Raw genomic sequence first — 13,148 nt, forward strand, 5'->3', positions numbered from 1 at the left:
TCCCCTTCGTCCGAAGCCTCATACTCATGAGTTGCATTGAGTGAATAGTCCCAATAAGCACGTCTGGGACGTGCTTTTCTGTCTTGCGTGACCAAAAAGAAAAACTCGCTCCCAGACGTACAGGAATTCTACCGCGCCCTGGAGGCCGAATTGACCCCGACGAAATGGCGCACGTTCGAGGGCACCTTGAGCATGTTTCTCGAAGGGGGAAGTCGCAAGCAACTCCGTCAGGTCAAGACCTGCTCACCCAGCACTGTCAGCCGACTGCTCAATACAATGAACACCCAACCACTGGAAAAAGCGCGTCTGCGCTTCCAAGTGAAGGCTCTCCGTGCTGCTTATGACCGTCTGCGTGGTCAAAAACCCTGGTTGGTGATTCGGGTGGACCTGACCAGCATCGAGAAAACGGGAAAGAGCCTCCCGTACACGCGAACCTACAACGGTGTGTTCGGTCTCCATCTCGTCGTCATCCACGTCAGCATCGGAAAGCTCAGCTTTCCGATGGGCCACGCCATCTATGACCCAGCACAGGAAGAAACACCGATCCAGTTGGCCCTGAAGCTCATCCGGCGCTTTCACCCCTATCTCTGGGGAGATCTCCCTCAGTTCCTGGTGATGGATTCGGGCTTCTACAGCGCAGATGCACTGGATTTGCTGCGTTGGTGGGGGTTTGAGCACATCAGTATCGGTGGCCGGTCTAACCTCCTCTTGGCTGATGGTCGTCAACTCAAGGAGGCAGGGCGCGGCGAATGTGTTGAACTGGCCGGTTTACCGGGGGTGCCCCTCTATGTGTCCTGGGTAGACCTGCCGCGTAACGACAAGATGAAGCGTTTCTACGTGCTTGACACGCAACCGGGAACGGCGCGAACACTGACCAGACGCCACAAAAGACGGTGGCTCATCGAGTCTTTCTTCAAATCGGCCAAGCATGACTTTGGACTAAAGGAAACCCGTCTCCGAACGGAGACGGGCATCGACAATTGGATCTTTCTCGTGTGGCTTAGCATTTCTCTGGCCCTCTACCAGCAATTCAGGGCAGGGATGACAGGGGGGCAATGCCCGGCCTGGTGCCTGACCCTGAGTGAAGCGGGGGAAGAAGTCCGCCTCGTCCTCATGCCGCACGTCGTCCGCCGCACGCTCCTTGCGGCCCTTTACCGCCTGGATGCTGCTGAACTGACGTTGCTGTCGGCAAAAACTGGGCAGGCTGCATAAATGCAACTCATGAGTCATACGGATTCCGATTGAATCTGGTCGTTTCAGATTCAATCCGAGCGGATGCAAGTAGGAAAAAATACGGATTCTGCGATATGGATGCACAGGCGGCGCTTTCCCGACTGTGCAGGAATTAAGCGGAATCCGTATCAACCCGGCTTTCGCAGCGCCTTCAAGTCCTTGTGACCGCCCACGAACAGCGCCACCCGCAACTCGTGAATGAAGTCGCGCAGCCACGCCTCGACCGCTTCGCTGCTCTCCAGCGCGGGTTCGAGCAGGGGCCGCGCCACCGCCACCACCTCGGCCCCCAGCGACAGGGCGCGGGCGGCGTCCAGGCCGGTGCGGATGCCGCCCGAGGCGATGAGTTGCGCCTGTGGCAGCGTTTCCCGCGCTTGCCTCAGCGCCTGCGCAGTGGGCACGCCGAGTTCGCACAGGTCGGGCGTGCGCACCCGCCCGTGTTCGACGAGTTGCTCCACCCGTGCCCAGCTGGTGCCGCCCGCGCCCGCCACGTCGTAGGCGGCAAAGGGGCCGTCCGATAAGGCTTGCAGCGTCTGAACGTCCAGCCCGTGCCCGACTTCCTTGACAATGACCGGGAAGTCCAGCGCCCGCGCCACCTGTTTCAATCGGTACGCCACGCCCTGCCAGCGGGTGTCGCCGCCGCGCTGCATGGCTTCCTGAAGGGGGTTGAGGTGAATGGCGAGCGCGTCGGCCATGACCCCGTCCACCGCGCGGCGGGCGTGGTCTGCGCCGTAGCCGAGCATGAACTGCGCCGCGCCGAGGTTGCCGATGAGCAGGACGTCGGGGGCCACCTCGCGCACGTTGAACGACTCCCAGGTGTCCGGGTGTTCCAGCATCACCCGCTGAGAGCCGAGCATCATGCCCAGGCCGAGGGTTTTGGCGGCGGTGGCGAGGTTGCGGTTGATGAAACGCGCTTTCTCGGCCCCGCCCGTCATCGCGCCGATGAGGACCGGAGCCTGGAGGCGGCGCCCCAGAAACACGGTGTCGAGCTTGATGTCGTCCAGATTGCCCTCCGGCAGGGCGCGGTAGGGCCAGGGCACGGCCTCCAGGCCGGTTTTCACCTTCTGGTACTGGCTTTCGGGCAGCAGACAGGCGTCGATGTGGCGCAGCTTGCGCGCTTCGATGCGGCTCATGACCCTGTCCCCGCACTCAGCACCTGCCGCGCCTTTTCGGGAAGATGCTGGCGGTCGGGTCGGCGCAGCGACGTTCTCGCCTTGCCGAGTTTGAGACACAGGTACACCTCGGCCTGCGCCTTCAGAAACACCACGTAGCCCTCGTCGCCGCCGCTGCGGGCGCATTCGAGGGCCAGCACGTCGAGCTGGTCTTCGAGGTGCCGCAGCGCCAGGTGCCTGGCTCCGTTCGCGCCGCTGTCGCCCAGCCTCTCGCGCACGCCGCCGAGCTGCTCAGGGTCACGCAGCAGCAGCCGCGAGGCCCGGCGCACCAGCGGGTCGTCCAGCGTCAGGGCGCAGTCGCGGCAGGGCTGGGCCTTGGTCGGTTCGCCGCACACCGGGCACTCGCGCCAGCCCTGTTCCTCGCGCCAGCGCCGGGCGCGGGTCACGGCCTCCGCCGCTTTCAGGGCCGCCTGTTTGAGGTCCGGGTCCGTGACCTCCTGCACCAGCTTGCGGGCGCGGGCGCGGTCCGGCGCGGGCAGCGGCGCGGCGCGGGGGGCGTCGGGCGGGGGGCGGATGTGACCGACCGAAAACCGCAGGTCGTTCAGTTCCTGCCCCTCGCCCAGCAGCTCGTTGAGCCGCTTGAGGAAGTGGTGGCGCTGCATCGTCAGGTGGTGCGCCGCCGCGCTGTCGCGCACTTCCACGAACAGCGTGCCGCCCTGCACCGAGCGGGGCCGGGTCATCCGGGCAATCTCAGGGCCGACGGCCTGCGGCCACAGCAGCAGCGCCCGCGCCCGCTGCACGCCGAAGCCGAGTTTGCCTTTGCCCAGTGTCGCGCCCATCAGGGTGGACATGTCGAGGGGACCGCTTCTGCGCCGGGTCATGGGAGGTCTCCGGGGGGGGAGGGCAGATGGCGGATGGCAGATGGCAGAGAGTTGAGGGGGGAGGGGGGAGGGTGAAGGGCGGGGGTCATGCGCTGCCCTCTCCTCTCGACCCTTCACCCTCTGCCCTCTCCACCGGCGTGAACCGTCCTGCCTGCGCCCGCAGGGTCAGGGCCGCGCCGGGGGCGAGTTCGGTGCCGGTCACGATGGCCTGGGGCACGCTGGCGGCGAGGTCGAGCAGGTACTGGCGGCGGTGCGGGTCGAGTTCGGCGGTGAAGTCGTCGAGCAGCAGCACCGGGTCCTCGCCGAACTTTTCGCGCAGCAGTTCGAGTTCGGCGCGGCGCAGCGCGAGGGCCACCGTACGGCCTTCGCCCCGACTGGCGTAGTCGCTCGCCGGAAAGTCGCCCAGGGTCAGCAGCAGGTCGTCCCGGTGCGGACCGGTCACGGTGGAGCCGCGTGCGAGTTCCTCGGCGCGGCGGCCCCGTAGGTCGGCGGCGTAGGTTTCGGGCGAGGTGCTTTCGGTCAGGGTCAGGGCCAGGGGTTTGCGGCTGCCGAGCTGCGCGTTGGCTTCGCGGGCGAGTTCGTCGAGCCGCGTCAGCGCCCGGCGGCGAAACAGCATGATTTCGGTGCCGAGCTTGAGCAGCACGTCGTCCCAGACATGCATGGCCCACTCCTCGCCGCCGCGCAGGGCCGCGTTGCGCTGCGACACGGTGCGCTCGTAGCGTGACAGTTGCTCGCCGTAGCGGGCACTCAGGCGCGAAAGCAGCGAGTCGAGGTACGCCCGGCGCCCCGAGGGCGGCCCGAACACCAGTTCGCTGTCTTCCGGGCGAATCCACACCGCCCCGCCGCGCGGCAGGTCGCCGGTCCTCACCCGCACGCCGTCCACCTTGAGCTGCCGCCGCCCGCGCCCCAGCCCGACTTCCTGAATGCTGAGGCTGCCGCCCTGCTGCAAGTCGGCCCGCACGTAGGCTTCCTGCTCGCCCGCCTGAATCAGTTGCTCGATGCGGGGCGCGTCGGTCTGCCCGGTCAGCGCGAGGTAGGCGGCCTCGAGCAGGTTGGTCTTGCCGGCTCCGTTCTCCCCATAAATCCCGGTCACGCCTTCCGGAAAATCCAGCGTCCCAGGCGCGAGATTCCGGTAATTCAGGGTGGACAGGGCCGAGAGACGCACATCCCCCATTGTAGGCGGGAGGCGGGTTTGGGGACTGTAAGGTGGGGGCTTGCGGAGGGATTCGGGGCAGGGGGCGAACACCGGGCCGACACGAACATGAAGACCCGAGCGGCGCCCCCGGTGCGAGTTCCGAAAGAGGGTCATTTGTAGAGTTCCTCATCCCGTCGTCCCGTTCCGAAGCAAGGAGCTTGCCGCATGCTGCTGACCCTCATCATCAATTTCTGTCTGTTGACCACCATGATGTATCTGCTGAGTCTGACGTACAAGAGTGCGGAAGACATCAACGCCACGGCCGTTCATGTGCCGCGGCTGTTGCTGCTGGCAGTGATGGCGATTGCCCTGATGCTCTATCCGGCGGAGGTGGCGCCGGGCGTCATCATCGACATGCGGGCGGTGCCTATCGCCTACCTGGCCCTCCGCAAGGGCGTGTGGGCGGGGCTGCTGGCCCTGATTCCGCTGCTGCTCTACCGCTTTCATCTGGGTGGGGTCGGAGTCTGGAGTGCGGTGTTCAGCGCCGTGGGGGTGGTGTTGCTGGGCGGCCTGCTGCACCGCTCGGTCGACCTGTCCGCGCCCAGACTGGACTGGCGCTCGCTGTGGTGGCGCCTGCTGCTGGTGTTCATGCCCAACGGCATTCTGATTCCGGTCCTGCGGGGCGATCCGGCGGCCCTGCTCACCGTCTACCTGCCGCTGCTGGTCATGACCTACGCGGGCTTTCTGGTCAGTCTGGGCATTCAGCGTAACCGCTACAGGCTGCTCTCTCTCATCGCGACCTATGAGCGGCAGGCGCACCGGGACGTGCTTTCGGCGCTGCCCAACCGCCGGCAGTTCGACCGCGACCTCGCGCAGATGGACGAGGCGGACCTGCTGTGCCTGATCGACATCGACCACTTCAAGAAGGTCAACGACACGTTCGGTCACGCGGCGGGCGACGAGGTGCTGACCCAGCTGGGCAAGCTCCTGCGCAGCCGCCTGCGCGGTCACGACCAGGCTTACCGCTACGGCGGCGAGGAATTCGCAGTCATTTTCCGGGCGCCGGGGACCGCTGCGCCTGAGCTGCTGGCCGAGCGGCTGCGGCAGGCGGTGGAGCAGACCGCGTTTCCTGCCCTGGGGGGCCAGCCGCTGACCGTTTCCATCGGCGTGACCCGGCGCGGCTCAGGTTCCCTGGAGGACTGCTTTCTGGTGGCGGACCGGGCGCTCTACGCCGCCAAGACTGCTGGGCGCAACCGGGTGCAGGTCGGGTCGCCGGAGCTGCTCGCCGCAGATGAGAGCATTTGACAGAAAGATGGCACAGCGTTTTGGCGAGCGAAGCGAGTGCAAAACAATAATACGGATTCCGATTGAATCTGGTAGTTTCAGATTCAATCCGAGCGGATGCGAGTAGGAAAAAATACGGATTCCGCGATATGGATGCACAGGCGGCGCTTTCCCGACTGTGCAGGAATTAAGCGGAATCCGTATAAGCAGGACGGAAAATGGAGGCGTCTGGGGTGCCCTTCCACAGACGCCTCCATTTGGAGAACTGCTTTAAGCCTGTCCGCCCCGGCCCTGGCTGTGACCTGCGGGCGTTTCCTCCTCCTCGAAGGGCGCGATGATTTGCACGTTGGTCTTGCGAAACAGCGGGTGTTGCAAGGACGGCGGCTGATGCTCGGCAGCGCGGTCAATCAGGTCGAGGGTGTCGGCCAGCGGCAGGTCGAAGGCCCCGGCGCCGCCCTTTTCAAATTCCAGCCGCCACGTTTCGTAGCTGCCGAGGTCGCTGGGCAGGGGCAGGCCCTCCTGAAGCAGCTCGGTCACGCTCTGCCGGAGCGCCGTTTCCTCGATGGGCGCGTGCATCAGCTCCGTGATGATGCCGCCGATGGGCGGGCGCAGGACGATGTCCTCGATGCGGACACTGACAGCCACCTGCCCCGCCGCGCTCTGGTCTCGCCCCAGCACCATCAGGGTCGAAGTCTCCTCGCCGGGGCGGGTGCGGTAGGTCCAGCGTTGTCCGGGCGCGAAGGCTTTCATGGGGTCAGAGTAGCCCCGTCGCCCCGCCCGGCGCATCCGCCGACGGGCGAGGACGGGGGTGCGACACTGTACCTATGCCTCTCCGCCTTCCTCCCCTCGCCCTCGCCGCGCCGCTTCTCGCGCTGCTCCCGGCCTGCTCGCCCCGCGTGCTGAGCGCCGACGGCTGGAACTTTCGGGTGGGCGACACCCAGGGCGCGGTGCGGCTGGTGTCGCGCCAGGAGTTCGGCGTGTGCTCGGCCAAACTGGTGGGCTGCACCGTTCCGGTGGGGCACGGCTGCCTGGTCATGCTGGACCTTGACTACTTTCTGAAGGGCACCCCCCGGCAGCGCACGCTGCTGCTGGCGCACGAGGTCGGGCACTGCCTGGACGCCTCGGTGCTGGAGTACGGGCACGGCGGCATCGGGGCGCAGGGCGCGGTGTACGGCGAGTACTACCGCCCGGCGGTGGAAGGCTTTGCCGAAAGTTATGCGCGGGCCTACGTCGCCCGCTGCGGCGACAACCTCGCGCCTCTGGGCTACGGGGCAGGGCCGGAATGCGAAGTGCCGGACCCGCGCAGGGTGACTGCCGAGCCTCCGGCGCGCTGAAAACAGCCTTCCCGCACAGACAGCCCGGCCACGTTTCGCCGCCGCTCCCTTTACCCTGCCCCCATGACCGACCGTCTCCCCGCCACCTTCGATGTCATCGTTCACCCGGCGCGGGCGCTGCGCGGCGAACTGCGGGCGCAGCCGAGCAAGAACTACACCACCCGCTACCTGCTGGCGGCGGCGCTGGCCGAGGGCGAAACCCGCGTGGTGGGCGCGGCGACCAGCGAGGACGCCGAGGCCATGCTGCGCTGCCTGCGCGACTGGGGGGCAGGCGTGCAACGGGTGGGTGACGATGCCGTCATACGCGGTTTCGGAGCACGTCCCCGGCCCGGCGTGACCCTCAACCCCGGCAACGCGGGCGCGGTGGCCCGCTTTCTGATGGGCGTGGCGGCCCTGACCATCGGCACCACGTTCGTCACCGACTACCCCGACTCGCTGGGCAAGCGGCCCCAGGGCGACCTGCTGGCGGCGCTGGAGCGGCTGGGCGCGAAGGTGAGCAGCGTGGAAGGACGCCTGCCCATCGGCATTTCCGGCCCGGTGCGCGGCGGAATGGTCGAGGTCAGCGCCGAGCGCAGCAGCCAGTACGCCTCCGCGCTGATGTTCCTGGGGCCGCTGCTGTCGCAAGGGCTGGAACTGCGGCTGACGGGAGACATCAAGAGCCACGCGCCGCTGAGGCAAACCCTCGACACGCTGGCGGCCTTCGGCGTGCAGGCGCGGGCCAGTGACGACCTCAGCCGCATTTCCATTCCCGGCGGGCAGAGCTACCGCCCCGGACGGGTGCTGGTGCCCGGCGACTACCCCGGCTCGGCGGCGATTCTGGCGGCGGCGGCCATCTTGCCCGGCGAGGTGCGGCTGTCCAACCTGCGCGAACACGACCTGCAGGGCGAAAAGGAAGCCGTGAACGTGCTGCGCGAGATGGGGGCCGACATCGTGCGGGAGGGCGACACCCTGACCGTGCGCGGGGGCCGCCCGCTGCGGGCCGTGCGGCGCGACGGCGACCTGTTCACCGACGCGGTGCAGGCACTCACCGCCGCCGCCGCCTTCGCCACGGGCGAAACGACCTGGGAAAATGTCGCCACCCTGCGCCTGAAGGAGTGCGACCGCATCAGCGATACCCGCCGCGAACTGGAGCGCCTGGGCCTGAAGGCGAGCGAAACCCAGGACAGCCTCAGCGTGACGGGCGGTGGGCAACTGGCGGGCGGCGTCACCGCCGACGGGCACGGCGACCACCGCATGATCATGCTGCTGACCCTGCTGGGGCTGCGGGCCGAGGCCCCCGTTCGGATTACCGGAGCGCACCATGTCCGCAAAAGCTACCCGCAGTTTTTCGCGCATCTGGAAGCGTTAGGGGCGCAGTTCGAGTACGTGGAGGCGACCCGGCCATAAGTCCCCTGCTGACCCAGAGTTTTTTAGACTCCGTTCCCAGGTTGCGGGACATTCGTCCGCCGCCGCCTACACTTCGCGTCAAGTTCCACAGTTCTCTCCCGGAGGTGTGTTCATGACGCAGTACACCAACCCTGACGTGCTCGGCGACTCTCCCGCGTGGCTCAGCTTCATCTGGATTGCCTTCGGAATCAGCCTCACCCTGATGATCGTCGGCATCTACTACCTGCCGGTGAACTGGTGGATTCGCGGCTACCTGTACATGGGCACGCTGTTCCTGACCGCCAGCACCCTGACCCTGAGCAAGAGCCTGCGCGACAAGCACGAGTACGAGCGCCTGGTCAACCGGGTCAAGAACGCCCGCACCGAGCAGGTGCTGAGCAAGTACGACGGCTGATCCGGCCTCCTGTACAAGGCCCCAAGGCTGGGGGAGGAATCCCGGCGGCCCGGTTCTCATACGGATTCCGCTTAATTCCTGCACAGTCGGGAAAGCGCCGCCTGTGCATCCATATCGCAGAATCCGTATTTTTTCCTACTCCTTTCAGTCGGATTGAATCCAGAAATCTGCTGGATTCAATCGGAATCCGTATCAGTGCCCGAACAGCCCCATCGCCCGCCGCACGTCGCTCAGGGTCTGGGCGGCCACCTCCCGGCCCCGCGCCGTGCCCTCCGTGACGAAGCGGAGAACGGTGTCGGGGTCACGGCCATATTCCGCCCTGCGCTCGCGGATGGGGGAAAGAACCGTGTCCAGCACGTCAATCAAGTGCTTTTTGACCTTCACGTCGCCCAGCCCGCCCGCGCGGTAGTGGTCTTTGAGGGCCTGCACCCGCGCCGGGTCGGGGTCGAAGGCGTCCAGAAAGGTAAACACCGGATTGCCCTCCACCCGGCCAGGGTCGCTCGCCCGCAAGTGCCCGGGGTCGGTGTACATGCCCATCACCTTGCGGGCCACCTCGTCCGCCGAGTCCTTCAGCAAAATCGCGTTGCCCAGCGACTTGCTCATCTTGGCCTGCCCGTCCAGTCCCGGCAGGCGCGGCACCGGGCTGAGCATTTCTTTCGGCTCGACCAGCACAGGGGCGTAGAGCGCACCGAACCGCCGCACAATTTCGCGGGTCTGCTCGATCATCGGTAGTTGGTCGTCACCGACCGGCACCAGTTGCGCCCGGAACGCGGCGATGTCGGCAGCCTGCGACACCGGATACACGAAAAACCCGGCGGGAATGGCCTCGCCGTAGCCCTTCTGGGCGATTTCGGTCTTGACGGTGGGGTTCTGGCGCAGGTGCGACACCGTCACCAGATTCAGGAAATACACCGTCAGCTCGGCCAGTTCGGGCACGGCAGACTGCACCACGCAGGTCACCTTGTCCGGCTCCAACCCGGCGGCGAGGTAGTCCAGCGCGACTTCCAGCACGTTTTCCCGGACCTTCTGCGGCTGGTCGAAGTTGTCGGTGAGTGCCTGCACGTCGGCCAGCAGAATGAAGGTGTCGTAGTCGTGTTGCAGGCGCACGCGGTTTTGCAGCGACCCGGCAAGGTGCCCAAGATGCAAGGCTCCGGTGGGGCGGTCGCCGGTCAGGATGCGGGGGCGGGGGGAGTTCGGAATGGACATGGAAAACCTCCGGTTGGAGCGAGAAGCGACAAAAAAAGGCCGCGCCGGGAAACGGGTCCGGGCGCGGCCTGCGGTCAGGCACAGGGGAAAGTCACCCGGCTAAGCGGGCCACCACCAGTTCTGTGCCGTGACGGGCAAGGTCATGAAAGAGAGGATAGACGCAAGTGGGGAGGAAGGGAAAGAGGGCGGCGCGGGCCAGGACCGGGCCTCCCCGGAGCGCCCTGATACAATCCCCCCCGTGCGCCTGACCTTGCAAGCCATCACCGACCCCCACGCCTACGACGAAGTGGTGAGCCGAATGCCCATCACTTCGGCCCTGCAGGGCTGGGGCTACGGCGAGGCGCGGCGGGTGCTGGGGCAGGTGCCCATGCGCTACCTGATCAAGGACGGCGAGCGCACGGTGGGCGCGGTGCAACTGATTCGCAAGCGGCTGGTGCCGGGGCTGAGCACCCTCTACGCGCCGCGTGGCCCCGCCATCGAGTCGCTCGAACTGCTTCCCGCCTTTGCCCAGGCGGTGCGCGGGGTCGCCAAACCCACCGACGTGCTGCTGAAAATCGAGCCGCCGTACCCTTATCTGGCGGGCGAAAACGACGAGGGCCAGAATCTTCCCGCCGCGTTTGGGCCATTGACCCGCGCCGAAACCGAGCAGCCCGAACACACCATCGTGGCCGACCTGCGCCGCAGCGAGGACGAGCTGTTTTCCGGCCTGCACTCGATGGCCCGGCGCAACGTCCGCACCGCCCAGAAACTCGGCGTGGTGGCGGGGCGCGACGACGATTTCGAGGCCTTCTGGGAAATCTTTACCGCCACCAACGAGCGGGCCAAGCTGGGGGCCTTTCCCCGTGAGTACTACGAAACCATGCTGCGCGAGGCGAACAGCTACGGCGGCGAAGCCTACCTCGTTCTCTCGCGCTACCAGGGCAAGGCACTGGCGGGCGGCTTTTTCGTGGCGATGGGCAAAGGCACCTATTACCTCTTCGGCGGCAGCGTGCGCGACGACCGCGTGGGCGAAGACGGCAAGCCGCTCAAGGACTCCAAGGCTCCCGACGCCTTCTACTGGAACGCGATGCTCGACGCCCAGCAGCGCGGCTACGAGTTCTTCGACTTCTGGGGCATTCCCCGCGTGCTGGACGAAAGCAAGCACTCCTACGGCGTGTTCAAGATGAAACTGAAATTCAGCGAGCAGCGCGTGTGGTATCCGGCCTACGAACTGCCGCTCAGCCCGCTTGCGCCGCTGGTGAAAAGGGCACTGCGCCGCCGCAAAGACCAGAACAACCTGCGCAAGCGCGGCACGACGGACGACGTGCTGTAAAGGTTTGACACTTTGCCGATAAAGCATCTTTAATGCGGGCATGAATGCCCATACTTCCAAAATGCGGCGGGCCGTGCCCTGGTTGCTGCTCGGGTCGCTCGTCCCAGCGGTTCTGTCGGTGGCTGACTCGCTCCTGGGCTTTCCCTGGAGCGGAACCTTCCCGAATCTCAATTTCGCCTTCAGTTTCGGTCTTCCGGCGGCAGGGCAGCTGTGCATCGCGGCAGGGCTGTGGCAACTCGGAAGCTGGCCCACGCGGACGGCGGCGGTGCTCGGGGTCCTCCTGGCGCTGCTGGGTGTTCTCTTTGGGGCGTCCATGACCAATCTGATGCAGAGAACGGCGTCGCTTGGGCCAGCGGGGGACGCTGTGTTCTGGCTGTGGAGCTTCACTCCGCTGCTCCTTGGAGCATTCTTTGCCTGGAGGCAGGGACACCCGCGCTGGCCCTGGCTGGTGTTTGCGCTCAGTCCGCTGTGGTTGGGGCTGCTGCTCTTTCTCCCTGCCCTGGCCGGATGGAACTTGCCCGTTGCTTCACCGGAAGACGTCGGCGACCTGGAACTGTGGTTGTCACTGACTTTATTGCCCTGGGCGGTGCTGGCCTGGGCGCTGTGGCAGACCTCCCGCCCTTCCCGGCAAAATATTCGCCATGGGATGCAGGCATGAACTGGGCCGTATGGCTGGTCATGGTGGGGGCCGCCGTACCCTCGCTCGCCACGCTCTTTTTGCCGGGGTTGAGTCCCTTCTGGTCTTACGAGCCACAAAACGTGCCGCTGCACCGCTGGATAGGCGCGTGGCTGCCGGCAGCGGGGCAACTGGTCATCGCCCTGGGGCTGGTCGGGCTGCTGGTGCAGCGGCGGTTGCCCTGATGGGGCGGGCTGGCACCGGCGCTGCTGGTGTGGGTGGCCCTGCCTGGCCTGTTGCCGGCACCCAGCGGCTGTGCCCCTTTTCCATGGCTCCTTCAACTGACTTTGCCCGCGCTGGCGTGGCGGCTCCCCGCCCGTGATACGGCAGCGCGGCGCTGGCGACTGCTGGCATTGGGCGCTCCGGTCTGGATGGTTCTTTCCCTGGTTCTCTATATCCTTCTGCCCGACGCCCCCGCCGACACGCCGCTGATTCTGGCCTGGCCTCCCCTGTTGCTGCCGTGGGCGGCGCTGGCATGGCTGGCCGGGCGGCATGAAGAAAACCCGGCAGCGCCCATCTCGCCCGCACAGCTGACCGTAAGGTAAGCTGTGACCATGGCTTCGTTGTACGCGATTCTTCTCGGCATCCACAACCTCAACCGCTGGCTGGTGCTGCTCAGCGGCATCTGGGCGCTGCTGCAAAATATTCCCGGTCTGGGCGGCACCCGTCCCTTTACCCCGGCAGAGCGCCGCCCCGTCGCCATGTTCATGGGCACGCTGCACCTGCAAGTCGTTCTGGGGCTGGCGCTGTTCGCCATCATGGGCATGAGCAACATTCCGGTCTTTGCGGGCAGCCGCCCCAGCTTCCAGTGGGAGCACCTCGGTCTGGGGCTGCTGTCTGCCGTGTTCGCCACCGTCGCCAGTTCCCAGAGCCGCAAGGCCGCCACCGACCAGGGCAAGTACCGCGCCGCCGCCCTGTGGAGCGGGCTGGCCCTCTTGAGCATCCTGCTGGCGATGCCCTGGACGCGCTCGCTGATTCCGTTCGTGCGCTGATACGGATTCCGATTGAATCTGGTCGTTTCAGATTCAATCCGACTTGCAAAGCTGCGCAGCAGAGCGGATGGGAGTAGGAAAAAATACGGATTCCGCGATATGGATGCACAGGCGGCGCTTTCCCGACTGTGCAGGAATTAAGCGGAATCCGTATGAAACAGACAAAACCAGGGGAGAGGCACCGATTTGGTCGTCTCTCCCCTGTC

15 protein-coding genes are annotated in these 13,148 nt (G+C 66.1%); 10 read left to right on the forward strand and 5 right to left on the reverse strand.

Annotation, left to right across the window (positions count from 1 at the left end):
* The first annotated feature begins 87 nt into the window (after positions 1 to 87).
* The gene (locus tag G6R31_RS02890) at positions 88 to 1,212 is read left to right on the forward strand and encodes a transposase (RefSeq protein ID WP_164993955.1); all 1,125 of its coding nucleotides are present in this window, start codon (positions 88 to 90) and stop codon (positions 1,210 to 1,212) included.
* 149 nt (positions 1,213 to 1,361) lie between these two features.
* On the opposite strand, the gene fni is transcribed toward G6R31_RS02890, so the two are convergent.
* From fni to recF, 3 genes are all read right to left on the reverse strand, one after another.
* Positions 1,362 to 2,363, reverse strand: coding sequence for a type 2 isopentenyl-diphosphate Delta-isomerase (gene fni, locus G6R31_RS02895; protein ID WP_017870894.1), 1,002 nt, complete (start codon positions 2,361 to 2,363; stop codon positions 1,362 to 1,364).
* A complete protein-coding gene (locus G6R31_RS02900) occupies positions 2,360 to 3,223 on the reverse strand; it encodes a DciA family protein (protein ID WP_017870895.1) in 864 nt (287 codons plus the stop codon). The genes fni and G6R31_RS02900 overlap by 4 nt, the downstream gene beginning before the upstream one ends.
* A gap of 85 nt (positions 3,224 to 3,308) precedes the next feature.
* Positions 3,309 to 4,397, reverse strand: a complete 1,089-nt coding sequence (gene recF, locus G6R31_RS02905) for a DNA replication/repair protein RecF (RefSeq protein ID WP_025568172.1) — start codon at positions 4,395 to 4,397, stop codon at positions 3,309 to 3,311.
* A gap of 186 nt (positions 4,398 to 4,583) precedes the next feature.
* Here recF and G6R31_RS02910 point away from each other — a divergent pair, with 186 nt between their 5' ends.
* Positions 4,584 to 5,663: a GGDEF domain-containing protein gene (locus G6R31_RS02910; RefSeq protein WP_017870897.1), complete on the forward strand. Its 1,080-nt coding sequence runs from the start codon at positions 4,584 to 4,586 to the stop codon at positions 5,661 to 5,663.
* 249 nt (positions 5,664 to 5,912) lie between these two features.
* On the opposite strand, the gene G6R31_RS02915 is transcribed toward G6R31_RS02910, so the two are convergent.
* A complete protein-coding gene (locus G6R31_RS02915) occupies positions 5,913 to 6,392 on the reverse strand; it encodes a hypothetical protein (protein WP_017870898.1) in 480 nt (159 codons plus the stop codon).
* A 74-nt stretch (positions 6,393 to 6,466) separates the two neighbouring features.
* Here G6R31_RS02915 and G6R31_RS02920 point away from each other — a divergent pair, with 74 nt between their 5' ends.
* From G6R31_RS02920 to G6R31_RS02930, 3 genes are all read left to right on the forward strand, one after another.
* Positions 6,467 to 6,976 carry a hypothetical protein gene (locus G6R31_RS02920; protein ID WP_017870899.1) on the forward strand — a complete coding sequence of 170 codons (510 nt, stop codon included), beginning with the start codon at positions 6,467 to 6,469 and terminating at the stop codon, positions 6,974 to 6,976.
* Positions 6,977 to 7,039: 63 nt separating this feature from the next.
* Positions 7,040 to 8,362 (forward strand): 3-phosphoshikimate 1-carboxyvinyltransferase, encoded by a 1,323-nt coding sequence (gene aroA, locus G6R31_RS02925; RefSeq protein ID WP_017870900.1) that lies wholly within the window; start codon positions 7,040 to 7,042, stop codon positions 8,360 to 8,362.
* 112 nt (positions 8,363 to 8,474) lie between these two features.
* Positions 8,475 to 8,756, forward strand: a complete 282-nt coding sequence (locus tag G6R31_RS02930) for a YiaA/YiaB family inner membrane protein (RefSeq protein WP_025568000.1) — start codon at positions 8,475 to 8,477, stop codon at positions 8,754 to 8,756.
* Positions 8,757 to 8,948: 192 nt separating this feature from the next.
* On the opposite strand, the gene trpS is transcribed toward G6R31_RS02930, so the two are convergent.
* The gene (gene trpS, locus G6R31_RS02935; RefSeq protein ID WP_017870902.1) at positions 8,949 to 9,962 is read right to left on the reverse strand and encodes a tryptophan--tRNA ligase; all 1,014 of its coding nucleotides are present in this window, start codon (positions 9,960 to 9,962) and stop codon (positions 8,949 to 8,951) included.
* 238 nt (positions 9,963 to 10,200) lie between these two features.
* Here trpS and G6R31_RS02940 point away from each other — a divergent pair, with 238 nt between their 5' ends.
* The 5 genes from G6R31_RS02940 to G6R31_RS02960 all read left to right on the forward strand — a co-directional run bounded on the left by G6R31_RS02940 (position 10,201) and on the right by G6R31_RS02960 (position 12,942).
* Positions 10,201 to 11,274, forward strand: a complete 1,074-nt coding sequence (locus G6R31_RS02940; protein ID WP_017870903.1) for a lipid II:glycine glycyltransferase FemX — start codon at positions 10,201 to 10,203, stop codon at positions 11,272 to 11,274.
* A gap of 40 nt (positions 11,275 to 11,314) precedes the next feature.
* On the forward strand, positions 11,315 to 11,932 hold the full coding sequence (locus G6R31_RS02945) for a hypothetical protein (RefSeq protein WP_017870904.1): 618 nt from the start codon (positions 11,315 to 11,317) through the stop codon (positions 11,930 to 11,932).
* Positions 11,929 to 12,135 (forward strand): hypothetical protein, encoded by a 207-nt coding sequence (locus G6R31_RS02950; protein WP_017870905.1) that lies wholly within the window; start codon positions 11,929 to 11,931, stop codon positions 12,133 to 12,135. The genes G6R31_RS02945 and G6R31_RS02950 overlap by 4 nt, the downstream gene beginning before the upstream one ends.
* Positions 12,136 to 12,321: 186 nt before the next feature.
* Positions 12,322 to 12,495: a hypothetical protein gene (locus G6R31_RS02955; protein ID WP_017870906.1), complete on the forward strand. Its 174-nt coding sequence runs from the start codon at positions 12,322 to 12,324 to the stop codon at positions 12,493 to 12,495.
* Positions 12,496 to 12,504: 9 nt separating this feature from the next.
* On the forward strand, positions 12,505 to 12,942 hold the full coding sequence (locus G6R31_RS02960) for a hypothetical protein (protein WP_017870907.1): 438 nt from the start codon (positions 12,505 to 12,507) through the stop codon (positions 12,940 to 12,942).
* The last annotated feature ends 206 nt before the right edge of the window (positions 12,943 to 13,148 follow it).

It is taken from the genome of Deinococcus wulumuqiensis R12, assembly GCF_011067105.1.
Taxonomy (GTDB): Bacteria; Deinococcota; Deinococci; order Deinococcales; family Deinococcaceae; genus Deinococcus; species Deinococcus wulumuqiensis.